The organism is Paenibacillus sp. AR247 (assembly GCF_002968895.1).
Lineage (GTDB): Bacteria > Bacillota > Bacilli > Paenibacillales > Paenibacillaceae > Paenibacillus_AQ > Paenibacillus_AQ favisporus.
Window position 1 is genome coordinate 179679 of record NZ_PCZT01000026.1, and the last position, 24759, is coordinate 204437.

At 53.5% G+C, this 24759-nt stretch carries 28 protein-coding genes, 1 pseudogene and 1 other annotated feature; all 29 genes and pseudogenes read left to right on the forward strand.

The genetic code is table 11. The features are described from left to right. Positions 1-799: SPOR domain-containing protein (locus tag CPT76_RS35050; protein WP_181153244.1), on the forward strand; the 799-nt coding region annotated here is incomplete at its 5' end. 153 nt (positions 800-952) lie between these two features. Beyond that, positions 953-1195, forward strand: a complete 243-nt coding sequence (locus tag CPT76_RS35055; RefSeq protein WP_076174380.1) for a DUF4321 domain-containing protein — start codon at positions 953-955, stop codon at positions 1193-1195. A gap of 25 nt (positions 1196-1220) precedes the next feature. Then, positions 1221-1823 (forward strand): Maf family protein, encoded by a 603-nt coding sequence (locus CPT76_RS35060; protein WP_105446166.1) that lies wholly within the window; start codon positions 1221-1223, stop codon positions 1821-1823. A 43-nt stretch (positions 1824-1866) separates the two neighbouring features. After that, the gene (gene radC / locus CPT76_RS35065; RefSeq protein WP_076174385.1) at positions 1867-2556 is read left to right on the forward strand and encodes a RadC family protein; all 690 of its coding nucleotides are present in this window, start codon (positions 1867-1869) and stop codon (positions 2554-2556) included. Positions 2557-2595: 39 nt separating this feature from the next. Next, the gene (locus tag CPT76_RS35070) at positions 2596-3630 is read left to right on the forward strand and encodes a rod shape-determining protein (RefSeq protein WP_105446167.1); all 1035 of its coding nucleotides are present in this window, start codon (positions 2596-2598) and stop codon (positions 3628-3630) included. A gap of 54 nt (positions 3631-3684) precedes the next feature. Then, positions 3685-4557 (forward strand): rod shape-determining protein MreC, encoded by an 873-nt coding sequence (gene mreC, locus CPT76_RS35075; RefSeq protein ID WP_105446168.1) that lies wholly within the window; start codon positions 3685-3687, stop codon positions 4555-4557. Further along, positions 4554-5084: a rod shape-determining protein MreD gene (gene mreD / locus CPT76_RS35080; protein WP_374954763.1), complete on the forward strand. Its 531-nt coding sequence runs from the start codon at positions 4554-4556 to the stop codon at positions 5082-5084. Before mreC ends, mreD begins: the two co-directional genes overlap by 4 nt. A gap of 78 nt (positions 5085-5162) precedes the next feature. Beyond that, a complete protein-coding gene (minC, locus tag CPT76_RS35085) occupies positions 5163-5825 on the forward strand; it encodes a septum site-determining protein MinC (protein WP_076174394.1) in 663 nt (220 codons plus the stop codon). Between the two features lie 3 nt (positions 5826-5828). Continuing rightward, entirely contained in the window at positions 5829-6623 is a 795-nt protein-coding gene (gene minD / locus CPT76_RS35090) for a septum site-determining protein MinD (protein WP_076174396.1), read from the forward strand. 253 nt (positions 6624-6876) lie between these two features. Further along, entirely contained in the window at positions 6877-7392 is a 516-nt protein-coding gene (locus CPT76_RS35095) for a DUF2179 domain-containing protein (RefSeq protein ID WP_076174398.1), read from the forward strand. Positions 7393-7929: 537 nt separating this feature from the next. After that, positions 7930-9102 carry an ABC transporter ATP-binding protein gene (locus CPT76_RS35100; RefSeq protein WP_105446170.1) on the forward strand — a complete coding sequence of 391 codons (1173 nt, stop codon included), beginning with the start codon at positions 7930-7932 and terminating at the stop codon, positions 9100-9102. Continuing rightward, on the forward strand, positions 9099-9758 hold the full coding sequence (locus tag CPT76_RS35105) for an ABC transporter permease (protein ID WP_105446171.1): 660 nt from the start codon (positions 9099-9101) through the stop codon (positions 9756-9758). The genes CPT76_RS35100 and CPT76_RS35105 overlap by 4 nt, the downstream gene beginning before the upstream one ends. A gap of 41 nt (positions 9759-9799) precedes the next feature. Next, positions 9800-10702, forward strand: coding sequence for a glycine betaine ABC transporter substrate-binding protein (locus CPT76_RS35110; RefSeq protein WP_105446172.1), 903 nt, complete (start codon positions 9800-9802; stop codon positions 10700-10702). A 12-nt stretch (positions 10703-10714) separates the two neighbouring features. Further along, the gene (locus CPT76_RS35115; protein ID WP_105446173.1) at positions 10715-11413 is read left to right on the forward strand and encodes an ABC transporter permease; all 699 of its coding nucleotides are present in this window, start codon (positions 10715-10717) and stop codon (positions 11411-11413) included. Between the two features lie 517 nt (positions 11414-11930). Further along, positions 11931-12488 carry a M23 family metallopeptidase gene (locus CPT76_RS35120; RefSeq protein ID WP_105446174.1) on the forward strand — a complete coding sequence of 186 codons (558 nt, stop codon included), beginning with the start codon at positions 11931-11933 and terminating at the stop codon, positions 12486-12488. Then, complete coding sequence (locus CPT76_RS35125) at positions 12481-13344, forward strand: M50 family metallopeptidase (protein ID WP_105446175.1); 864 nt, start codon at positions 12481-12483, stop codon at positions 13342-13344. Before CPT76_RS35120 ends, CPT76_RS35125 begins: the two co-directional genes overlap by 8 nt. A gap of 127 nt (positions 13345-13471) precedes the next feature. Beyond that, positions 13472-14715: pseudogene (locus CPT76_RS35130) on the forward strand (Rne/Rng family ribonuclease). Between the two features lie 58 nt (positions 14716-14773). Next, positions 14774-14860, forward strand: a sequence feature (ribosomal protein L21 leader region). Between the two features lie 13 nt (positions 14861-14873). Then, positions 14874-15185 carry a 50S ribosomal protein L21 gene (rplU, locus tag CPT76_RS35135; RefSeq protein ID WP_076174416.1) on the forward strand — a complete coding sequence of 104 codons (312 nt, stop codon included), beginning with the start codon at positions 14874-14876 and terminating at the stop codon, positions 15183-15185. A gap of 13 nt (positions 15186-15198) precedes the next feature. Beyond that, positions 15199-15531, forward strand: a complete 333-nt coding sequence (locus CPT76_RS35140) for a ribosomal-processing cysteine protease Prp (protein ID WP_076174419.1) — start codon at positions 15199-15201, stop codon at positions 15529-15531. Positions 15532-15548: 17 nt separating this feature from the next. Beyond that, complete coding sequence (gene rpmA, locus CPT76_RS35145) at positions 15549-15860, forward strand: 50S ribosomal protein L27 (protein WP_076174421.1); 312 nt, start codon at positions 15549-15551, stop codon at positions 15858-15860. 245 nt (positions 15861-16105) lie between these two features. Further along, complete coding sequence (locus CPT76_RS35150) at positions 16106-16846, forward strand: Spo0B domain-containing protein (RefSeq protein WP_181153245.1); 741 nt, start codon at positions 16106-16108, stop codon at positions 16844-16846. A 13-nt stretch (positions 16847-16859) separates the two neighbouring features. After that, positions 16860-18170, forward strand: a complete 1311-nt coding sequence (gene obgE / locus CPT76_RS35155) for a GTPase ObgE (protein ID WP_105446177.1) — start codon at positions 16860-16862, stop codon at positions 18168-18170. A 206-nt stretch (positions 18171-18376) separates the two neighbouring features. Beyond that, entirely contained in the window at positions 18377-18814 is a 438-nt protein-coding gene (locus tag CPT76_RS35160; protein WP_076174428.1) for an ACT domain-containing protein, read from the forward strand. Positions 18815-18876: 62 nt separating this feature from the next. Continuing rightward, positions 18877-20163, forward strand: a complete 1287-nt coding sequence (locus tag CPT76_RS35165) for a homoserine dehydrogenase (protein WP_105446178.1) — start codon at positions 18877-18879, stop codon at positions 20161-20163. A gap of 48 nt (positions 20164-20211) precedes the next feature. After that, complete coding sequence (thrC, locus tag CPT76_RS35170) at positions 20212-21282, forward strand: threonine synthase (protein WP_076174432.1); 1071 nt, start codon at positions 20212-20214, stop codon at positions 21280-21282. Continuing rightward, positions 21279-22238, forward strand: coding sequence for a homoserine kinase (gene thrB / locus CPT76_RS35175; protein WP_105446179.1), 960 nt, complete (start codon positions 21279-21281; stop codon positions 22236-22238). The genes thrC and thrB overlap by 4 nt, the downstream gene beginning before the upstream one ends. 4 nt (positions 22239-22242) lie before the next feature. Next, positions 22243-23139: a prephenate dehydratase gene (gene pheA, locus CPT76_RS35180; protein ID WP_105446180.1), complete on the forward strand. Its 897-nt coding sequence runs from the start codon at positions 22243-22245 to the stop codon at positions 23137-23139. 3 nt (positions 23140-23142) lie between these two features. After that, positions 23143-24027: a branched-chain-amino-acid transaminase gene (gene ilvE / locus CPT76_RS35185; RefSeq protein WP_076174439.1), complete on the forward strand. Its 885-nt coding sequence runs from the start codon at positions 23143-23145 to the stop codon at positions 24025-24027. Positions 24028-24195: 168 nt separating this feature from the next. After that, positions 24196-24759: LysM peptidoglycan-binding domain-containing protein (locus CPT76_RS35190; RefSeq protein WP_146116539.1), on the forward strand; the 564-nt coding region annotated here is incomplete at its 3' end.

Genomic DNA, 24759 nt, shown 5'->3' on the forward strand with positions numbered 1-24759 from the left:
CGTCGGAACGGTAACTGGAGCAATCGTCACCGGGGCGTTGTTCGGTTTGGTGGTCCTCTCCTTTTTCAAGGACGGATCTGCGGGGATGGACCCGGGCGGCAACACAGGAAACCCGAGTGCTGTAAGCACCTCTGCGCAGTCCGGCGAGGATCAAGCTTCCGTCCCGGCGGTCGCCGTCGAGGTGGGTCCTCAAACCTACTACATGCTGCAGTATGGCGTCTTCAGCACCGCCGACCGGGTTCAGCAGGCGAAGGATGAGCTGGAGCAGTACGGCATTGCCGCAGGGAACGATCCGGATGAGGAAAACCGGGTGTATGCGGGTCTGTCCACAGACCGCGAACAGGCCAAGCTGCTCAGCAATCAGCTGAAGGCGGAAGGGGTTGATCTGTATGTGCGGGAGGTGGATCTCCCAGCCGCAACCTCCCTGCATTTTAACGGAGACGCGGAGGCCGTTAACCAATACTTTCAGGTGAGCGCGGACCTGGTTGCGCTGCTGAGCCAAACATCGGCGAGCCTCCTGGGTAAGGATCTTCCGGGGAAAATCGGTACCGAGGATATGAACCGTTTGACCGATCTGCACCGGCAGTGGACGGAGGCGGCCAAGCCGTTCCAGGCCGGCCTGGGCGCGGATCAGCAGGAGATGGGCAGGCAGCTGGAGCAGGCGATGAACAGCTCGCTTTCGTCCGTCGAGGAATACAACAAAAATACGGCGAAGGGGCATTTATGGGAAATCCAGTCCAGGATGATGGAATTCATCATGCTGCAGAAGCAGCTTGTCGCTTCCCTGGAAAAAGCATAAAACACAAAGATCCGGCGTGGAAATGGAAATACTTCCCCATGCCGGATTTGTGTTTGTATTGACGTCCAAATAACCGTATAATAATGTGGGTGTCAAATTATGGCGAGGGAAGAGAAGAATGAAGAAGAATGTTGGAATATTAGGAAGAGAAGAATGAAGAAGAATGTTGGAATATTACTGCTGTTTCTGCTGCTTGGCTGGCTGGCGGGAGCATGGATAGCCAAAGCGCTGGAGCCTGTACAAGCTCTTTCTTTTCTGACCGCATCCACGATGATCAAATGGTCACCGCAAGCTAATTTGGACATTATCAGTTACGACATTACCATTCAAATGAAACTAAGCCTGCTGAGTTTGATCGGCATCATTGTCTCCGTGTGGCTGTATCGCAGGCTTTAACTACCGGACAAAGGAGATCCTTTCATTGAAATCAAACCATTCACGCCGCATTATTCTGGCATCAACTTCACCGAGAAGGCAGGAGCTGATCGCTTCTCTACATATTCCGTTTGAGATCCGTCCCAGTCACGCTGAAGAACATACACCCGAAGATTGGACACCGCAGCAGGTCGTGGAAGGACTGGCCTTACGCAAAGCGGAAGCCGTTCATGCCTCGCTTCATGATGATAAGGAGGATGCCGTGATCGTCGGCAGTGATACGGTTGTTGTGCTGGACAATCAGGTGCTGGGCAAGCCGGTCGACAAGCAGGATGCGGTTCGCATGCTGACATCGCTGCAAGGCCGGACCCACGAGGTATATACGGGAGTCGCCGTCATCGATGTCATGAACGGCAAGACGATGGTGCGCCATCGTGTGACGTCGGTGACGATGAAGCCGCTCACCGGGCGCCAGGTAGAGGCTTACGCCATGAGCGGAGAGCCTGATGACAAAGCGGGCGCCTATGCGATCCAGGGACTCGGGTCAACGATCGTCGAACGGATCGAAGGATGCTATTTTAACGTGGTCGGACTGCCGCTGTCCCTGCTTTCGGACATGCTGGGCGAGTTCGGAATCGACGTTTTGTAAAACTTGCGGATGTTATTTGAATGAAGGGAAAGAAGGGGAACTTATGGAGTCGCAAACTTATCTGCTGCGCGACATCCCCCATGAAGAACGCCCGAGAGAACGCATGCTTGAATATGGGGCGAGTGCTTTAAGCCATGCCGAACTGCTTGCTATTTTGCTTCGGACGGGAACCCGCCAGGAGTCAGCCGTACATTTGGCTCAGCGGATACTGAAGCAAGTCGGCAGTTTGCGAAATCTGGTCGACCTGAGCGTCGAGGAGCTGATGTCTATTCGGGGCATCGGCAGCGCGAAGGCGCTGCAGCTCAAAGCCGGAATCGAGCTCGGACAGCGTTTGTCCAGAGCTCGCAAAGAGGAGCCCGTTACGATACGGAGCCCGAAGGATGCCGCAAACGTGCTCTCAGAGCAGCTGCGGTATTTGCAAAAAGAACATTTTGTCTGTTTGTTTTTGAATACGAAAAATCACATTATTGCTCAAGAGACGCTTTCGATCGGCAGTCTGAACGCCTCCATCGTGCACCCTCGCGAGGTGTTTCGCGCAGCCATTAAATGCAGCAGCGCATCCGTCGTTTGTGCACACAATCATCCCAGTGGAGATCCCACCCCTAGTCCAGAAGATATTTCCCTGACCGCCCGGTTGAAGGAGGCAGGAGACATTGTGGGCATAGAGGTGTTGGATCATTTGATCATCGGCGATGGAGGATACGTCAGTTTGAAGGAGCAAGGCTTGATGTAATATAATAGTTGAGATTGACGAAGAAAGGGAGATTACAGCATGTTTGGGAGCTTCACGAAAGATTTGGGTATTGACTTGGGGACGGCGAATACGCTCGTTTATGTCCGTGGAAAAGGAATTGTCGTTAGGGAGCCCTCGGTAGTCGCTTTGCGCACCGATACGAAGAGCATTGAAGCCGTTGGTGAATCCGCCAAGAAAATGATCGGCCGCACGCCGGGGAATATCCGTGCCATCCGTCCGATGAAGGACGGGGTTATCGCTGATTTTGACACGACGGCCACTATGATTAAATATTTTATCCGTCAGGCGCAAAAGCAGCGCTCTATGTTCCAGCGCCATCCGAACGTGATGGTTTGTGTACCTTCGGGCATTACTGCGGTAGAGCAGCGGGCGGTTGAAGATGCCACCAAGCAGGCGGGTGCGCGTGAGGCTTACACCATCGAAGAGCCGTTTGCGGCAGCCATCGGTGCAGACCTTCCGGTATGGGAGCCGACAGGCAGCATGGTCGTTGACATCGGCGGGGGTACAACTGAAGTTGCGGTTATTTCCCTGGGCGGTATCGTTACGAGCCGTTCGGTCAGAGTGGCCGGCGACGAAATGGACGAATCTATCATTCAATATATTAAACGGCAATACAATTTAATGATCGGGGAACGGACTTCGGAGCAGCTGAAAATGGAAGTGGGCTCTGCGCTGCCGCTGGAACAGGTGGAAACGAGCGAAATCCGCGGGCGTGACCTCGTCACCGGCTTGCCGAAGACGATTACCATCACATCCGACGAGATCAGCGAAGCTCTGTCTGACACGGTCAATGCGATCGTTGAAGCGGTGAAGGTAACGCTGGAGAAGTGTCCGCCGGAGCTTGCCGCCGACATTATGGACCGCGGTATCGTCCTGACCGGAGGCGGAGCCCTGCTGCGCAACTTGGACAAGCTGCTCGCACAAGAAACCGGCATGCCGGTCATCGTGGCGGACAATCCGCTGGACTGCGTCGCCATCGGTACGGGCAAAGCGCTCGAGAACATTCATCTATTCAAATCCCGCAGCAGTTCGGCCGTGCGTTCCAAACGTTAAGCACTTATAGGCGGGTCACCCCTGATCATGGGAGAGAAATCAGTAAGTTAGAGGGTGTTAGAACTGTTTAAACTGCTCGGCAATAAGCGATTGTTTGTTATACTGATTGCTCTGGTTATGTTTATTGCGCTCATGGGATTTACGTTGGGGCCCCGGGCCTCGTTATCCTGGCCCGAGAAGTTTCTGAGGGATACGGTCGGATTTGCCCAAAATATCTTTTATAAGCCCGCTGGTTACATAGCGGGCTTGTTTAAAGATATTGCCAATATGCGGGACATCTACAAAGAAAACGAGGAGCTCAAGATTGCTCTTGCCCATTATACGCGTGATAAGGTCCAATATAATCTTATGGAAGAGCGAAATAAGGAACTGGAAGAAAAGCTGCATTTTACGGATGCCCAGAAAGAGCAGAACAATTATACTTATCATATTACCCAGGTCGTTAGCGTCAACTCAGACACGGTGAGCCGCTCCCTTGTCATTGATCTGGGCGAGCGGGACGGCATAAAGGTCGGCCAGTCCGTCATTTCGAGCGAAGGCCTTGTCGGGGTCATCAGCCATGTCAGCAACTTCACGTCGACAGTCAAGCTGATTACGACGATGGATGAGAAGGACCCGAATTCCAACGGCATTTCGGCGACGGCGCTGAGCAATCATAAGGTTTTCGGAATTATCGATAGTTATGACGAGGTCAGCAAGACCCTGCAGATGACCCAGATCAAAGAGAACGATCCGATCAAGGTAGGGGATACCATCGTTTCCTCAGGAGATCCGAGCAAGTATCCGCAAGGCCTGATCATCGGCAAAGTCACCAAGGTACAGGTCAGCCCGTTCGGGAAGACGAAGACGGCTACTATTGAGCCTGCGGCGGAGTTTCAGGATTGGAAGATGCTATTTGTCGTATCTCAACCGGAGGTACCGCAATAATGGTCCGCAAGCAAGTGCTGATCCTGCTGCTGTTCGTCCTTTTTCTTCTCGAAGGGACGGTCGTTCCCTGGCTGCTGCCGGGCTCCTGGCAGAACGTCATTTCGCCGAATCTGGTCTTTATCGTCCTGTTATTTGTTTCGGTATATCATCACCGTCATACCGCGCTCGTTCTCGGGATCATATTCGGCATGCTGCATGACGTCGTCTTTTACGGGGATATGATTGGCACGTATTCCTTTGTTATGGGGGTTACGGCTTATATTATGGGCTTTATTTTTCGGATGCCGCGCGCCCAAATGCCGGTTATGATGACGGTCATCATTTTGGGTAGTCTGCTGTTTGACAGCCTATTGTACGGGATCTACCGGGTGTTCTCGCTCACGGCCGTTCCGTATAACTGGAACCTGCTGCACCATATTCTGCCCGATCTGGTCGTTCATTTCGTTTTCGGGTTAATCATTTATGTTCCGCTGCGCAAGCAGCTCGAGAAGCTTGGTAAACGCGCAAAAATGGAAAAGGCGGCGTAAACCGCCCTTACAATTTGCATAATCAGGCAGGAACTTATGCATCCGGGAACGAAATGTATAGAGATGGGAGGGACAGGCATGGCAGTCAAATCGAATCATGTGACGATTAAGGGCATCAAAGATGGCCTGGTTTTCCTGCTCGATGACGAATGTGAATTTGAGGAACTGCTGGGTGAGCTGAGGTATAAGCTGGAGCATACTCATCAAAATATTTTGACCGGACCGATTATTCATGTAGACGTAAAGCTTGGGTCAAGGCGTATATCGGAAGACCAGAAACAATCCATGCTGGACATCTTGAAGCAAAAGGGAAATTTGCTGATCCGTTCCGTGGAGATGCCTGAGGGGGAAAACGAACCCGGGAAAGAGCCGGCCTATGCGGTCATGAGCGGAATGGTCCGATCGGGCCAGGTGCTGCATCATCACGGGGACCTGCTGTTCTTGGGTGACGTGAACCCGGGCGGAAGCATTCTGTGCACGGGTGATATTTATATATTGGGGGCTCTGCGTGGAATGGCCCATGCAGGCGTTGAGGGAAATGAGGAAGCGATCATTGCAGCCTCCTATTTTGCCCCCACCCAGCTCCGGATTGCCGAAAGAATCAGCCGGCCTCCGGACGAATGGAACATTCGGGAGACGAGCATGGAGTTTGCGTTTTTGCGCGACGGAGCCATGCAAATCGATAAAATTAGCAATATTGTCCGGATACGGCGGGATTTTAACGTGTTTAAAGGGGTGTAACACATGGGAGAAGCTATCGTCGTTACTTCCGGTAAAGGCGGTGTGGGCAAAACGACCACATCGGCGAACATCGGAACCGCGCTTGCGCTGCTTGGCAAAAAAGTGTGCCTGGTCGATACCGACATCGGCCTGCGCAATTTGGACGTCGTGATGGGCCTGGAGAACCGGATCATTTACGATTTATGCGATGTGGCGGAAGGGCGCTGCCGATTGAACCAGGCGCTGGTGAAAGATAAGCGCTTTGACGAGCTGTATATGCTTCCGGCCGCCCAGACCAAGGACAAAAACGCGGTGTCGCCGGAGCAGGTCAAGGATATTATTCTTGAGCTGAAGAAAGAGTACGAATATGTTATTATCGACTGTCCTGCCGGCATCGAGCAGGGATTTAAGAACGCGATTGCCGGAGCGGACAAGGCGATCGTCGTTACCACGCCGGAGAACGCCGCGGTTCGCGACGCCGACCGTATTATCGGGCTGCTGGAGAGCTCTGCCGTGGAGTCGCCCAAGCTGGTCGTGAACCGGATTCGGCCGAATATGGTCAAATCCGGAGACATGCTCGACATAGAGGATGTGCTCCAGGTGCTCAACATCGATCTGATCGGGATCGTGCCTGATGACGAGTACGTCATCAAGGCAGCCAACAGCGGGGAACCCACGGTGATGAACCCGGAATCGCGGGCCGCGATCGCGTACCGCAACATTGCGCGGCGCATCCTGGGCGATACGGTGCCGCTGATGCAGCTGGACCAGAAGAAAAGCATGTTCACCCGGTTCAAAAAGCTGTTCGGAATGGGATGACCGGATTCTTTATACGATGATTATTCTAAACAGAGAAGGGATGGAATACGATGGATTATTCTAAACAGAGAAGGGATGGAGCCAAGCGGCTTCATCCCTTTTTTTGCGTTTGAGCTCCGCATCATCTCCTCCAAATCCCCTTGATGTATAGGCCATTTCCTTTCAATCATCCATCCCGGGCGTGAATAGAGGCTTGACGAATTGGGTTAAGTTACTACAAAGACAACCTGAGAATAGACAAGGGGTGCTTATTATGCTCGGAATACTGATTTTTATTTTCGTTATCCAAATCGTATACGTCTCTTTCTTTACGCTGCGCATGATCCTGACGTTGAAAGGCCAAAAGTATTTGGCCGCGGTGCTCAGCATGTTTGAAATTACGATTTATGTGCTCGGACTCAGCATCGTGCTGAAGTATGTCAATCAGCCGCTGTCCCTGATCGTGTATGCCGTGGGCTACGGCCTTGGCGTTCTGGTGGGCTCGTGGATCGAAAACCGGATTGCGCTCGGCTATATTACGATGAAGGTCATCGTCAATGATCCCGGGAGCGATATGGCCAACACGCTGCGCAACATCGGGTATGGCGTCACCTCCTGGATCGGCAGCGGCCGCGACGGCCATCGTCTGGTCTTCGAAGTGCTTGCCAAACGGAAAAACCAGAAGAAGCTCTACAACTCCATACTGGAGCTTGACCCGAAGGCATTCATTGTCGTCACCGAGCCTGTCATGCTGCATGGGGGATTCTGGACCCGGGGAACGAAAAAATAGTACGGCGGACGTTTCATACGGGATCGGGAGACGGTGGTGCAGTGGCTGCATTTCTTTTTTTAAAAAAGCCCCCCACCTGTTTCATTTTGCAGCAGAATGGGTAATAAACTAAAACCTGCTGTGAGCCAGCCAGGCAGGAGGTCCCAAATTGTTGCTTGGAATCGGATCCACAGTCGCATTTCGCCAATCTTCCTTCCAGGTCCAAAAGAGTTAGGCTTGTCTATTTGCAGTTTGGCATGTCTGTTGAACGCGAGAAACTAAGGATGCACGGATGCTTAGCTTCATCCATTCGTTGCATATGGCAACGTTCACGCCGTATATGGATGATTCCTTTAACTCCCCGTTAGGAAAACCGCTTTTCCACTACATAACAGGCCCGTGAGCCTATCTTATGAAACAAGCTCGGATACTTGAAGATTTGAAGCCATGTTTTGATGAGCCCGCTCCCATTTGCGGACGGACCATGTCTTTGCGCCGGATGGCGGATGATATGCGAAATGCTCCACATACTATGAATACAGCTGGCTAAAGGAGCGATTGAATGATTGTACTGGATCATGTAACAAAGTGTATGATGACGGGTTTCATGCCCTCAAGGACATCAACCTGGAGTTTAAGAAGGGGGAAATTACAGTCTTGATTGGCCCCAGCGGCTGCGGCAAATCGACGACCATGAAGCTGATCAATGCCCTGAACACCCCTTCCTCAGGAAAAGTACTGATCGACGGAAAAGACATCTCCGGGCTCAACCCGGTGGAACTGCGCCGGAACATCGGATATGTCATTCAGAGTGTAGGCTTGTTCCCTCATATGAATATCGCCAAAAACGTGGCGGTCGTCCCTCATTTGAAAAAGTGGGATAAAGAGAAAACCGACCGGAAAGTGAACGAACTGCTCGACCTGGTTGGTCTCGACCATACCATATACCGGAACCGTTATCCTTCCGAGCTCAGCGGCGGGCAGCAGCAGCGGGTCGGGGTTATCCGGGCGCTGGCGGCCGACCAGGATATCATCCTGATGGACGAGCCTTTCTCGGCGCTGGACCCGATCAGCCGGGAGCAGCTGCAGGATGAACTTATCCGGCTGCAGCAGGAGCTGAGCAAAACGATCATTTTCGTGACACATGATATGGACGAAGCGATCAAAATCGCGGACACGATCGTGCTGATGAAGGACGGGCAAATCGTGCAAACCGGGAAGCCCGAGGCGATCCTGCGCCATCCGGCGAATGACTTCGTCCGCAACTTTATCGGCTCGAAACGGCTGCAGAGCGAAAACGAGCTTTCCTATGAAATTCCTCTCGTCGACGACGTTATGATTACGAATCCCGTGACGGCATTCCCGAATCGAGGCTTGGCGGAAGCGATCAAAATGATGGAGTCCAAGCGTGTAGACTCCCTGTTTATCGTGGACCGGAACAAGCAGCTGCAGGGCGCGGTTTCGATTTACCGGGTGCTGGACATGTACGGCGAAGAGGGCAAAACGGTTGCCGACGTCATGGTCCCTGTCCGCTTCTCGGTAGCTTCGGGGAGTACGCTGCCCCAGGCCATTGAGCTCATGGACAGCCACCAGCTGAGCAATATCCCGGTGGTCGACGGAAATAACCGGTTCCTGGGTCTGGTTACCCGGGGCAGTGTCGTCAAGCATCTGGCCGAGGTGTATCCGAACCTCGCTCCTCCGCAGCCTGCCGGAGAGGGGGAGCCGGTGTGAATGAATTTTGGAGCTTTATCACCGAAAGGTACCCGGATATCCTGCTGGCCCTCCGGCAGCATCTGACCATCTCCTTTTCCGCGGTGATCCTCGGGACGATCGTTGCGGTCCCTGTCGGCATTTTGCTGGTATACAACCGGGTCGGCTGGATCAACAGCGTCGTATTTTTTATCGCCAACCTGTTCCAGACGATCCCGAGCCTGGCGCTGCTGGCCATTCTGATTCCGCTGCTTGGCATCGGCGTGAAGCCGGCGATTTTGGCGCTGCTGCTGTATTCCCTCATGCCGATTTTGCGGAACACTTACGACGGATTCCAGTCAGTGGATAAAGGCGTGCTGAATTCCGCAAAAGGCATGGGATACAGTGCAGCCCAGACGATTCTGAAAATCCAGCTTCCCTTATCGCTTCCTTATATCATGTCTGGCATACGGATCACGACGGTGTATATCATCAGCTGGGCGACGCTTGCTTCCCTGATCGGGGCCGGCGGACTCGGGCAGCTGATCGTTTCGGGACTTGGCGTCAACAAGCCGGAAATGATCTTTATCGGTGGCATCGGCGCAGTTGTGCTGGCTCTGGTGGCCGACGGCCTGCTGGGGCTGCTGGAAGGCTGGCTGACCCGGCGCTACCGTCAAACCCGGAGTGCTGCCGTATGACAAGGCTGACGAAGCCCTTTAGACTGATCCGAGGAGGCGTGATGAAACTGAAAACGTTCAAATTGTCGTTATTTTTGTGCTGTGCCATCTTTCTAACTGGCATCACTTCGGCCTGCGGGATCCAGCAGGATGTGGTCATCGGAACCCAAACCTACACCGAAACGAAAATTTTGGCCGAAATGTACAAGGCCTTGATTGAAGAAAAAACCAACGTCAGCGTCGGCATCATTCCCGACCTGGCTTCAAGCTCGATCGTCATCAATTCGATGAAAAGAAACGACATCCAAATGTCCACGCTCTATACGGGCGAAATTTTCAACAACCATTTTCCGATCAGCGAGACCAAGGACCGGGCGAAGGTGCTCGAAGAAGCCAAGACTGGGTTTGACAAGTACTTTCATTTTACCTGGCTGGATCCGTTAGGCTTTGAAAATACGTATGCCTTTACGGTCCGTAAGGATCTCGCCGATTCGAAGGGCTACCAGAAGATTTCGGATGTCAAAAAGGATATGGCGTCCATGAAGCTCGGCGTTGATACGACGTGGCTGGAACGGGAAGCGGACGGTTACCCGGCCTTTTCCAAGGCTTATGGCATCAATTTCGGGCAGGTGTTCCCGATGGAGATCAGCCTCGTGTACAGCGCTGTGGCGAACCGTCAGGTTGATATCGTGCTTGCCTATTCCACGGATTCCCGCTTGAAAGCCTATCAGCTGCAGACGCTGAAGGATGACAAGCAGTTCTTCCCTCCGTACGACGCGAGTCCGGTGATCCGGACGGACATCCTCCAAAAGCATCCTGAAATCAAAGACGCCATTGCTCCGTTGATCGGGCATATCGATGCCGACACGATGATTTCGCTGAACTACCAGGTGGATATCGAGAAGAAAAGCGAGCGGGAAGTCGCGATTGCCTATTTGAAGGAGAAGGGTTTGATCAAGAGCTAGAGGAGGTTTAGCATGGACGAGAAGAAGCTAACGTTTATGGATTTCGTATCTTATGTCTCGCGGAACAGCGGGCTATTATGGGAGTATTTCATCCAGCATATTTTGATGGTGGTGATCGGGTTGGGGCTTGCGATCGTCATCGGGGTACCGCTCGGTATTTTGTGCTCCAGAAGCCGCTGGGCGGCGAAGGTCATTCTGTTCATCACCAACATTCTGCAGGTCATCCCCAGCCTGGCGATGCTCGTCATCCTGATGCTGTGGCTCGGCCTGGGTATGAAGACGGTGATGGTCGGTTTGTTCCTGTATTCGCTCAACCCGATCGTCCGCAATACGTACGTCGGGCTCAAGCAGGTGGACCCGAGCTACATGGAATCCGGCAGAGGCATCGGCATGAGTCCGTTTCAGCTGCTCTATAAAGTCCGGTTCCCTTTGGCGCTGACCTACCTGATGTCAGGGATCCGCATAGCCGCGGTCATAGCGATCGGTGTCGTGACGATTGCGCCATTGGTCGGCGGCAGCGGTCTGGGACGGGAAATTTACGCGGGCCTGAACAGCAACAACTCGCTGCGGATTTTTGCCGGGGCCATCCCTGCGGCGCTGCTGGCGATTGTGGCGGACCTCGTGCTGGGCTATCTGCAGAAGAAACTGGACCTGAGCAAAAGGAAGTCGTCGGGCGCCGCCCCGGTCCCGCCAAAAATTCAGAAGGTGTGAGGAATGGAAGCAAAAGCAGCTTCGGGAATGTCCCGGGGCTGCTTTTTGCGTTCCGTAATTGTGTGAATAGGCATTGGATCACCGAGGGCCCTGAAACGCCAATAGCCAATGCTATGGAATCATATGGTGGAACAGGCTTGTTCTAAAAACGGGACTTTCCCACATAAACTGGTATAAAACAAGCCTCGAAAAGGGGATGAGCACAAGTGGACATGAAATCTTCCATCAAACAGCGGAGAGAAGAACGGATCCGCGATCTGCTGACCAGAGACGATTTGTCAAAAACGATGCCGATCCAGCCGCCCTCGGAGCCTTCACCATTGCCTGTACAGGACGAGCCAAGGCTGTGGAGCCGGGGCAAACTGACCGAAAGCTACGTGCCCGAGCCCGATCCGGAGAAGCAGTGGAAAAAGGATCGTTATCAGGCCGGCGGCCCCTTCCATAGAAAGCACCACTTTGTTTCCGGCTTCATGTGGCGCCTGTTTTCAGCGCCATCGTGTTTGCGGGAGTGTGGGGCGTGTTCCACTTTCCGATCAACCAGCCGTGGAGCGGCAAAGTGCAGAGCTTTGTCGTTCAATCGCTGAACCGGGAAATGGATTTTCAGGCTGCAGAAGCCTGGTATGAAACATACTTCGGGAAAGCTCCCTCTTTTATCCCTATTTTCAAACAGGATCCGGTGTCCCCATTGAAAGTTGATGCATCCAAATCGATGGTGCCCCCGATCGAAGGTAAAATCGTACAGGCCTTCGCCGTCAACCTGAAAGGAGTGGAAATTGCTCCGGATGAGGTTTCAAGCACGGCGCTTCAGGTGAAAAGTGTAGAAACGGGACGTGTCATGGAAGTGTCGGATTCGCCGGAAACCGGATTCTCGGTGACCATCCAGCACTCCGGCGGCCTGGTTGCGACATACAGCCATTTGCAGGAGACGCAGCTGCAGAAGAACGATTGGGTTGAGGCCGGAGACCCGGTCGGGTCGCTCGGACAGGGGAGTGACGGTGAGACGCCGACCCTGTTTTTTGCGGTCAAAGAAGGGGGCCATTATGTGGATCCGGCCGATGTGATCCCGATTGATTAACGTTCGCGGAATGACCCTGTCGCTGCACCCGTTTTTCGTGATCCTGATGCTGTTTTCGGTCGTTACCGGGCATTTCCTCGAGCTAATTACGCTGTTTGTCATCGTATTCATTCATGAGCTGGGACATGCCGGGGCTGCGCTGATGTACGGCGTGCGCATCCGTTCGATTCAGTTCCTCCCGTTCGGCGGGGTGGTGGAAATCGAAGATCAGGGCCGGCTGTCCGCGTGGAAGGAAATCGTCATCGCGACAGCGGGGCCTTTGCAAAACGGAATGATGATCCTGTTCGCGCTGCTCCTCCGTCTGGCCGGCTGGGGGGATGGCGCCTTTCTGTCTTATGTAATTTATGGCAATGCGATGATTGCATTGTTTAATCTGCTGCCGATTTTACCCCTTGATGGAGGGAAAATATTACAGTCGGCTGCCAGCTTGTTTTTCCCTTATCACCGTACGCTTCTGTGGTCCTCGAGGATCAGCGTTGGGGCGAGCGTGATCGTCATTATATGCGCGCTGGCACCGCTTTTTCAAGGGAAGGGCAGCGTTCAGCTCAACCTGCTGTTAATCGGTATATTTCTGCTGTACTCGAACTGGGTCGACTACCGGAACCTGCCTTACCGATTTACAAGATTTCTCATGCACCGTGAATCGATGTACACCCGATCCAGAGCGGACGGGGAACTCGCGCAGCCCATCGTTGCCGATCCGGCGAAACATTTGGACAGTATCCTGCGTCTATTAAAAAGAGAGAAATACCATCTTATTTATGTGATGAACGAGCGCGGAAAAATCATTGCCGTGCTTCCCGAGCAGCGCATTATTTCTGCTTATTTTGCGACAGATCGTACTTCGTGGATATAAATACGCAAGGAACAACGAACGTGAAAAAGGTGTGAATGCGGGCTGCTCCTAACTCAGGGATGGAGCTAATTTAAAGGAGATTTCATGGTACAATGAAAAAGATATGTCTTCTGGCAGGGGTGAAGCCATGAAACAAATGATCGTTCACATCGAACCGAAGCTGACCCAGATGGCGCTCTTGGAGGAAGGCAAGCTGGTGGAATTCGCTGCCGAGCGGAGCCAGGGGCACAGTCTGGTCGGGAGCTTTTACAAAGGGCGTGTCGTCAACGTATTGCCCGGCATGCAGGCCGCGTTTGTGGATATCGGCCAGAAAAAAAACGCCTTTTTATACGTGGACGACGTACTGCATCCGCATTTGGAGAAGCAGCCGAAGGACAAGCCGAATATCGAATCGCTGCTGCGCGTCGGGCAGGAAATCGTCGTCCAGGTGATGAAGGAGCCGCTTGGCGGCAAAGGCCCGAGGGTGACGACGCATTATTCGCTTCCGGGCAGATGGATCGTGTATATGCCGCATGCGGATTATGTGGCCGTCTCTAAGAAGGTATACCGGGAGCATGACCGGAACCGGCTGAAGGTGCTGGGCGATTCCCTCCGGAGGAGCGGAGAGGGCGTCATCATGCGGACCGTCTCCGAGGATGAGCATCCGGATGCCATCGAAGGGGATTTGAACGCGCTGCGGGAGCGGTGGATAAGCATTCAGGAGAAAGCCGACGCCTGCGCGGCACCGTGCCTGCTGCACCGGGATCTCAGCATCGTGCAGCGGTTTATCCGCGACGTGTTCGATCCGGAGCAGGACGAGCTCTGGATTGACAGCAGGCCGGAAGCGAGAGAAGCCGAGCTGTTTCTGGAGGAGATTGCTCACGGCGGACACCGGCCCGTTCGGATGCACCAGGGCCACGAGCACATTTTTAGGGCCCACGGCGTTCAAGAGCAGCTGGAGCGGGATTTTGCGCGCAGGGTGACGCTGGAGAGCGGAGGCACGATCGTGCTGGACCAGACCGAGGCGCTGACGGTAGTCGACGTCAATACGGCGAAATATACCGGCGGCGGCAATTTGGAAGAGACGGTCACAAAGACCAATCTGCAGGCGGCTGAAGAAATCGCCCGGCTGATCCGTCTCCGCGACATCGGCGGCATCATTATCGTCGATTTTATCGATATGGAAGAGGAGAAGAACCGGCAGGAGGTTGTCAACCGGCTGGAGGCGGGCATGAGCCGGGACCGGCCAAAAGCCATGTCGTCGGCTGGAGCAAGCTTGGTTTGCTGGAGCTTACGCGGAAGAAAGTAAGAGAGGACACGGCTGTCATGTTTTCCAAATCATGCGAAGTATGCGGCGGAACGGGGAAAATAAACCTTCTGAGCGCGCATTGACTTATGATGGACAGATATGTTAATATCTATGAGTATGTGTCCAGTATTTATTGCTTGTCACATGCTGTAACCGCTCCGGTCGGGTTTACAAGTGCCGCTGTTGAAGACGGCAGGCCACCTGGATTAGGCGAGTCTGAGACATGAGGAGGTGCAAGCAAATGTACGCAATTATCGAGACAGGCGGTAAACAATACAAAGTTCAAGAGGGCGACGTATTGTTCATCGAGAAGCTGAACGCAGCCGATGGCGAAAGTGTAACTTTCGACCGTGTATTGGCCGTATCCGGTGACAACGGTCTGGTGGCAGGAACTCCAGTCGTAGCCGGCGCATCCGTAACCGCTAAAGTTGAGAAGCATGGTAAGGGCCAGAAGGTTGTTGTATACAAATACAAACCTAAGAAGAACTACCACAAGAAGCAAGGTCATCGTCAGCCATACACAAAAGTTACGATCGAGAAGATCCAAGCGTAAGAAGGTGCGCTAATTGATTAACGTACGGATATTACGCCGGGAAGACGGCAAGATTCGTGGCTTTGAAGTGAAGGGGCATGCGAACTACGCGAAGGCCGGAGAAGACATCGTATGCGCCGGAGTATCGGCGGTCACGGTGGGAACGGTCAATTCGGTGGAAGCATTAACCGGAACGGTCATGGACAGCAGAATGAACAACGGTTTTCTGAGCGCGGACGTTCCTTCGATGGAGGAATCAGGCGTGCACGAACAGGTTCAGTTGCTGCTGGAATCGATGGTGGTTATGCTGAATTCCATAGCAGAATCATACGGGAAGTATATTCAAATACAAGAAGTACATTACTAACAGAAGGAGGAGACAACATGTTAAAGCTGAATCTTCAATTGTTCGCTTCGAAAAAAGGTGTTGGTTCCACAAAGAACGGACGCGACAGCCAAGCGAAACGTCTCGGCGTTAAGCGTGCTGACGGCCAAACCGTTACTGGCGGAAGCATCTTGGTTCGCCAACGCGGAACGAAAATTCATCCTGGTACGAACGTGGGCATCGGCAAAGACGACACTCTGTTTGCTAAAGTGGACGGCGTTGTGAAATTCGAACGTTGGGGCCGCGACCGCAAGAAAGTGAGCGTTTATCCTGTGGATGTCGCTCCTGTAGCGGCAGCAGTAGAAGCTTAATTGTCTGCGAACGCAGAATGAACAAGAAGCCTCCGGCAATGCTTGCCGGGGGCTCTTTTTGAATTAAAGCATATTCTTGGGAGTCCCCCCCTGCACATCAGCTGAATATGCGTTGGAGCAAAAGCCCCACTTGGTGGGGTTATTTTGTAGGCCGTCTATTATTGATATGAACATAACTGGACAATTATGGTATACTGGGCAATGATGTTAACTATCTCATGTGTGGGACGGGGACGGGGAGTGCTATGAAATTTGGGAAGAGCATAATGGCTGCTGCGGTCATTTCAATCGTGATTCCGTTAGTATTTATATACCGTGGCGGTTCATGGATTTGGTACATGATCCTTCCGCTGTGGATATTAGCGGTGCTTTTTCTCGGATATGCGCAGATTCGCCGGAGTACTTCGCGTCATCATGATGCCGTAGTCCGCAGTTTGGAGCAGACGGCCATCCGTACGCTCAACCATCACCGCCATGACTGGATGAACGATTTGCAAATTTTGTATGGTTATATCAAGCTCGGAAAAAGTGATAAAGCGGTTCAATGTGTGGAAAGAATAAAGGAACAGATGGCTGTCGAAAGCAAAATAGCCAAGCTGGGCATTCCTTCGCTTATTTTCTACCTTCAGTCTTTTCGCAGTACCAGCAGCAATTTGGAGCTGGACGTTCACGTGGATGACCAGATGACGTTGATCAACAACCTCAGCCAGGAAGAAGGGGCCAATCTGGCCTTGGCCGTCATCCAAACGATCCGGGCATATCAATACAGCAGCAAGTCTTCGCGGGGCGAGTCCCGCAAACTGTTTCTGAGCCTTTATGAGGAAGGCTCGGAGCTGATCGTAAGATTTGAGGAAGAAGGTTCCCTTGGGGACCCGGAACTGCTTCGGCAGCAAATATATAATGTGGTACTAGGCAAGAAAATGAAAGCAGAGCAGATCGATCCGACTCAGGCTTCATTTGAATTGCGCGTGCCGTGTGGAGCATGAGGAAGGTGAAGTCATGTTTGTAGATAAAGCGAAAGTCTATGTCAAAGGCGGCGACGGTGGTGACGGCCTGGTGGCTTTCCGCCGGGAGAAATACGTGCCGGAAGGCGGGCCTGCCGGCGGTGACGGCGGCAGGGGCGGAGATGTCATCTTCCGTGTGGACGAAGGTCTGCGCACGCTGATGGATTTCAGATACCAGCGCCATTTCAAAGCCAAACGCGGCGAGAAGGGCCGCAACAAGAGCCAGCATGGCGCAGGGGCAGAGGACATGATCGTCCGTATTCCGCCGGGTACCGTGCTGATTGACGATGATACGGGCGAAGTCATTGCCGACTTGACGCATCATGGACAGCAGGTGGTTGTTGCCAAAGGCGGCCGCGGCGGTAGAGGCAACATCCGTTTTGCCACCCCGAACAACCCGGCTCCCGAGCTCGCCGAGCACGGGGAGGAAGGCCAGGAACGGTATGTGGTGATGGAGCTGAAAGTGATGGCCGACGTCGGTCTGGTCGGCTTCCCGAGCGTTGGGAAGTCCACGCTCTTGTCGGTCGTTTCCGGTGCGAGACCGAAAATCGGGGCGTACCACTTTACGACGATTACGCCGAACCTCGGCGTCGTGGAGGTCGCGGAAGGCCGGAGCTTCGTCATGGCCGATCTGCCGGGATTGATCGAGGGTGCTCATGAAGGGGTCGGCCTCGGGCATGAGTTTCTCCGCCACGTAGAGCGGACCCGCGTCATTATCCATGTGGTGGATATGGCGGGATCCGAAGGACGGGATCCATACGAGGACTGGGTCAAAATCAACGACGAGCTGAAGCTGTACAACGCCACCCTGGCCGAGCGGCCGCAGATCGTAGCAGCGAACAAAATGGATATGCCGGAAGCGGAGGACAACCTGGCCGAATTCCGTGAAAAAGTCGGCAAGGACCGACCTGACCTGGAGATCATGCCGATCTCCTCGCTGACCCGGCAGGGCGTTCAGGAGCTGCTCTACCGTGCGGCGGATCTGCTGGACCAGATTCCTGTGGAAGCCGCGCTGGAAGAAGTACCCGAAATCACCGAAAGAAAAGTGTACAAGCTGGATAAGACCGAGGACAACTCGTTCACCATTACGAGAGACAACGAGGCTTATGTGGTCCACAGCGTCAAAATTGAGCGCCTGCTCAAACGCATGCAGATGAACTCGCATGAAGCGATTCTGAAACTTGCGCGGACGATGCGCCATATGGGGATCGACGATGAGCTTCGCAAACGCGGTGCCGTTGAGGGCACCATTGTGAGAATCGGCGATTTTGAATTCGAGTTTGTAGAAGGCAGCAGCTACTATTAAACATACAAGAACCGGACACCGTATATTTCGTATACGGCGTCCGGTTTTTTGTTGCTGCCCCTTTTGTTTCTGACATTTTACGTTACATGGCGGGCATTTTTTTGTATGATGGAGATTAAAAAGGCGTCGGACTATTGACCGTCAGGCAAGGGTTCCTATATAATGTCCACTATATGAATACATCAGTCTTTGAGGAGAGGACGTTCGTGAAAGAACGCTATTATTTGGTCCGGGAAGACATTTTGCCGGAAGCCGTTGTCAAGACGATGCAGGTGAAACAGCTGCTAGCGGCCGGGGACGCGAAGACGGTTCATGAAGCCGTGGAACAAGTCGGGTTGAGCCGCAGCGCTTTTTATAAATACAAAGACGGAATCCACCTGATCAACCAGCTGGAGCGCGAGCGGATCGTGACGATTTCCATCGATATGGAGCACCGGGCGGGCATGCTGTCGAAAGTGCTGAGCACGGTGGCCGGTTATGGCGGAAACGTGCTGACGATTCACCAGAGCATTCCTTTGCAGGGGATGGCGAACGTGGTGATATCCGTCGAGGTGACGCGGCTTGGCGACGAGCTTGGGGACATGCTGGAAGGCATGCGCGACGTAGCGGGAGTCAAGCGGGCGAATTTGATCGGACAGGGGTAAGTCCGTGCCTGGTGTCACAGAAGACAAAGAATGTTATTTGGAGATTCACGGGAGGTATGAGAATGAAGCCGGTTAAAGTTGGATTGTTGGGTCTGGGCACGGTCGGTACGGGAGTCGTCAGGATCGTGGAAGGCCATCAGGAGGATTTGAGCAGCCAGGTGGGCTCTCCGGTCATCATCGAAAGGATCGCGGTGAAGAACTCCGGGAAAACGCGCAGTGTGGCCGTTGATCAAGGCAAATTGACGGAAGATCCGTGGGATGTGATCCGTGACCCGGAAATCGACGTCATCGTCGAAGTGATGGGCGGCATTGATGAGACGAAGTCCTACATTTTGGAGGCGCTGGAGCGAGGCAAACATATTGTCACGGCCAACAAGGACCTGATGGCGCTGCACGGAGCGGAGATTTTGGCCAAGGCTCAGGAGAAGCAGTGCGACGTTTTCTACGAGGCGAGTGTGGCGGGAGGCATTCCGATTATCCGGACGCTGATCGAAGGATTTTCTTCGGACCGCATCTTGAAGATCATGGGGATCGTGAACGGTACCACTAACTATATTTTGAGCAAAATGAGCCAGGAAGGCGCGTCCTATGAGGATGTGCTGGAGGAAGCGCAAAAACTGGGTTATGCCGAATCCGACCCGACCTCCGATGTCGAAGGATTGGACGCCGCCCGCAAGATGGCGATTCTGGGTACGCTCGGCTTCCGCTCCAACATCGAGCTGAAGGACGTCAGCGTGCGCGGCATCTCGCAGGTGACCAAGGAAGACATTACGTATGCCAAACGCCTTGGCTACGAAATGAAGCTGCTTGGCATTGCAGACCGGCAGGACGATCATTTCAGCATCAGTGTGCAGCCGACAATGGTGCGCAAAGGGCACCCGATCGCCGCTGTGAACGGCGTCTTCAATGCCGTATACGTGTACGGGGAAGCGGTCGGCGAGACGATGTTCTACGGCGCCGGCGCCGGCGAAATGCCGACGGCTACCTCCGTTGTGGCCGACCTGATGGCTGTCATCAAAAACCTTAGACTGGGCGTCAACGGCCTGAAAGCGATCGTTCCTTACAAGCCGAAGAAGCTGAAGACCGATGAACAGATCAGTTACAAAAACTTTATCCTGCTTCACGTTGACGACAAAGCCGGTGTTCTTGCCAAAATTACGCAGGTGTTCGCCGAATTCGGAGTCAGCCTGGAATCGGTCGTACAGCAGCCGAACGAGCACAATCCCGAAGCGGAGATCATCATCGTGACGCATCAAGCCAACAAAGCGAGCATGGATAAGGTGCTTCAGCATTTTGAAGGGCTGGACGTCATCCGCAGAATCAAGAGCGTATACCGGGTTGAGGGGTAACCCCGCCCATTCAAATAACTACCTCGAATACAGAAAAGGAGTTTTACGATGCCATACCAAGGTTTACTGCAAACGTACAAGGAATATTTACCCGTGAACGACAATACGCCTCTCCTGACGCTGAAGGAAGGCAACACCCCGCTGATCCGTGCCGAAAATTTGTCGGAGGAGCTTGGACTCGATCTTTATTTTAAATATGAAGGGCTGAATCCGACCGGTTCGTTCAAAGACCGCGGCATGGTCATGGCTGTTGCCAAGGCTATGGAGGAAGGCAGCCGTACGATCATGTGTGCCTCCACGGGCAACACCTCGGCTGCAGCGGCGGCCTACGCGGCGCGCGGTGGCTTGAACTGCATCGTTCTCATCCCGAACAACAACATTGCGCTCGGCAAGCTGGCACAGGCCATGATTTACGGTGCCAAGGTCATTGCCATTGAAGGCAACTTTGACCGGGCTCTGGAGATCGTGCGCGACATTACGGCCAAGCATCCGATCACGCTCGTAAACTCCGTCAACCCTTTCCGCATTGAAGGGCAAAAGACGGCCGCATTCGAAGTGGTGGACCAGCTGGGCAAAGCGCCGGACGTGCTTGCCATTCCTGTAGGCAACGCAGGCAATATCTCCGCGTACTGGAAAGGCTTCAAGGAATACCACGCAGCAGGCAAAGCCTCCTCGCTGCCGCGCATGGTCGGATTCGAAGCCGAAGGCGCGATGGCCATCGTGAAGGGCGAGCCGATTCTCGAGCCGGAAACGGTAGCAACTGCCATCCGGATCGGCAACCCGGCCAGCTGGAAGACCGCTGTTGCTGCGGCGGAGGAATCCAACGGTCAGATCAATTACGTCACTGACGAAGAGATTCTGAGCGCATACCGCACCATTGCCGCACGTGAGGGCGTCTTTGCCGAGCCAGCTTCCGCCGCATCGGTAGCAGGGGTGTACAAGCTGAAGCGCGAAGGATTTTTCAAAGGTGGAGAGACGGTTGTCTGCGTCCTGACCGGGAACGGACTGAAGGACCCGAACGTGGCGCTGAAAACGGTCAACGCCGAGCCTATCGTCGTTCCGGATACGGAGGAAGCCGTTATGGAGGCGATCGCGAAGCTGGAAGAGGAGCGGGTATGATTCAGCCTGACGGGGTACGGGTGAAAATTCCTGCCAGTACCGCGAATCTCGGGCCGGGCTTTGACACGCTGGGCATGGCCTTGTCGCTGTACGCCTGGATCGAGATGAAGGAAGCGGAGCAGACCGTATTTCATTTGTACGGAGACGAAATGCAGGGAATTCCCCGGGATAAAAGCAATCTTTTGTATCAAGTCGCGCAGCAGGTGTTCGAGCGGGCGGGAGTCCAAGTGCCCGAGCTCGAAATATCCATGTATTCCGATATCCCCTTGACCCGTGGGCTGGGAAGCAGCGCCACGGCGATTGTCGGGGCATTAGCTGCGGCCAACGCACTCATCGGGTCACCGCTGAGCAAAGCGGAGTTGTTTGATATGGCCACAGGGATTGAAGACCATCCCGATAATGTCGGGGCTTCTCTGTATGGCGGCATCATTACAGCGATTTGGGACGGTGTTCATGCCGAATGCATCCGCTTCGATCCGCCTGAAGATATGGAAGTGCTGGTCGTCGTCCCGGATTTTGAGCTGCAGACTTCAGAGGCCAGGAAAGTTTTACCAGATCATATCAGCCGGAAGGATGCGGTGTATAATGTATGTCGGGCCTCCTTTTTGGTCGGAGCGCTGGCCAGCGGCCGGATGGACCTCATCGGCAATGCGATGTCGGACCGTCTGCATCAGCCGTACCGGGCTCCCCTCATTCCGGGCATGACCCGGATTTTGGAGGAAGCGGGGAATCACGGCGCGCTTGGCGTTGCGCTGAGCGGTGCGGGTCCTACGCTGCTCGCTTTGGTGGACCGCCAACAATCCAGAAAGAACGAACTGGAAGCCTTCCTCCTGAATACGATGAGGGCTGAGGGCATCAACGCATCCGCCAAATGGCTGCTTCCCGACGTGGAAGGAGTCGTTGAGATTTCCGGGATGCCGTCCCGTTCATTTATGGATATGGTAAAGGGGAAGTAAGCGCATGAAACGAATTGCATTATTGCCGGAAGGGTCGGTGTCGCACGAGGCCGTCGCGTATTTGCTCGGGGATGAGCCGGTGGAGCTGGTCTATCATAAGCTGATTTCCGACGTATTTTTGTCGACGGCTCAGGGAAAAACCGATTATAGCGTCATTCCGATTGAGAACACGATTGAGGGCTCGGTAAGCCTGCATATGGACTGGTTGGTGAATGAAGTTGACATTCCGATGCGGGTGGAGTGGGTCTATCCGTCGATCCAGAATTTGATCGGTGACCGCCAGGAGTTTATGTCTGAGACAGGGGAGATCGATTACAGCCGGATTGAGAAAATTTTGTCTCATCCTGTAGCCACGGCCCAGTGCCAGCAGTTTATCCGCCAGCATGCTCCGCAGGCCGAGCTGATCAACGCAGGCAGCACAACCGAAGCCGTAGGCATCGTCAAAGCCAATCCGGGCAAAGGCTGGGCCGCCATCGGCACAACACTCGGAGCGGCTACTCACGGGCTCGACGTGCTGGCCAAACGCATTACCGATCATGACAACAATTTTACCCGGTTCGTACTGATCGGCCATGAGGAACTTCCGCCGCTCAACCGGCCGGTTGAACAGCAAAAAACGAGCGTGCTGGTGACGCTGCCCGAGGATTTTGCGGGAGCGCTGCATCAGGTGCTTGCAGCCTTTGCTTGGAGGCGTTTGAATTTGTCGCGGATTGAATCCAGACCAACCAAGAAAAAGCTGGGAAGCTATTACTTTTATATCGATGTGCTCGAATCCGTGGACTCGGTGCTGCTGACGGCGGCCTTCGGCGAGATCGAAGCGCTGGGCTGCCAGGTACGCGTGCTGGGATCTTACCCGAGCTTTACTTATCAGGATCAGGAACAAAATTCGGAGGTGCGGTAACAGATGTCAGAACAGTGGATTTACTTAGATGGAGAATTTGTAACGAAAGAAAACGCGAAAGTTTCGGTGTTTGATCACGGCTTCCTGTATGGGGACGGCATTTTTGAAGGAATCCGAATCTATGAGGGCAACATTTTCAAATGCAAAGAGCACTTGGACCGCCTGTATGATTCCGCCAAATCGATCGATTTAGTCATCCCGCTGTCCTTCGAGGAAATGCGCGACGCCATGGCGGAAACGATTCGCCGGAATGATATGCGCAACGGGTATATCCGTTTGATCGTATCGCGCGGTGTGGGGAACCTGGGCCTAGATCCGAGACGCTGCCCGAAGCCAACCGTTCTTATTATCGTGGAGCAGCTGGCGATTTATTCGGAGGAAGCCTATTTGAACGGACTGAGAGCGGTATCGGTATCGCAGCGCCGCAACCTGCCTGATGCACTGAATCCGAAGATTAAGTCCCTGAACTACCTGAACAACATTTTGGTCAAAATCCAGTCGAATTTCGCGGAAGCAGACGAGGCGATCATGCTGAATGCGCAGGGATATGTGACCGAAGGCTCGGGCGACAACATTTTCCTCGTTAAAAACGGTGTCGTCTACACTCCTCCTTGCTACCTTGGAGCGCTGGAAGGCATTACGCGCATGGCGATTATCGAGCTCTGTGAGAAGCTGGGCTACAAGCTGAAGGAAGAACCGTTCAGCATGCACGACGTGTACATTGCCGACGAAGTATTCTTTACCGGAACCGCTGCCGAAGTCATCGCCGCCCGCGAAATCGATGGACGCGTCATCGGACAGGGACAGGCTGGACCGGTCACTTTGAAGCTTCTTGAAGAATTCCGGAAAATCGTTACGCAGGATGGCTACAAAGTTTGGGAATCCTGATTCCGACAGCCTTTTTATGACCTGTTTTTCTCTAAAATCCTTTCACGATCTTCTTCGTGGAAGGATTTTTTTGTCTAAAGGGATGTCATCCGCCTATCCCCTGCATAAGATGTAGTAACGAATGGAGGCGAACCCACGCCTACAAGAAGTTTAGGAGGTATTTGCCGCGTGAAAATACACATGGTTAAAAGTGGCGACACATTATATGAGCTTTCGAAAAAATACGGTGTTCCTTTGCAAAAAATTATCGACGCCAACCCGCAAATCTCCGATCCAAACCAGCTTACGGTCGGACAGAAAGTCAAAATTCCTGCGGAACCGATACAGGTTCCAAACAACGATCAAATCATCCATAAGCATGTCGTCAAGCAGGGAGACAGCCTTTGGAAATTGTCCAAAGCCTGGGGTGTGACGCTCAAGGATATGATCGACGCCAACCCGCAGCTCAAAAATCCGAACGCGCTCCTTGTAGGGGAAGTGGTCAACATTCCTAAAGTCGGTGGCGTTACAGCCGAGAGTGTAGACGGGAATGCGAATGCCAAAACGATCCCCGGCAACAAAACATATACCGGTCCCAAAGAAGAACTGACGGCACCGATTGAGGAGAATGTGAAGCCGGAAGAGGCGGAAAAGCCGAATAAAGAAGAGCTTACCGCGCCTATGGAAGAAAATAAGGAAGAAAACAATGCCCAGGTGCTGCCGCAGCAGCTTCCCGAGCTGCCGAACATACCG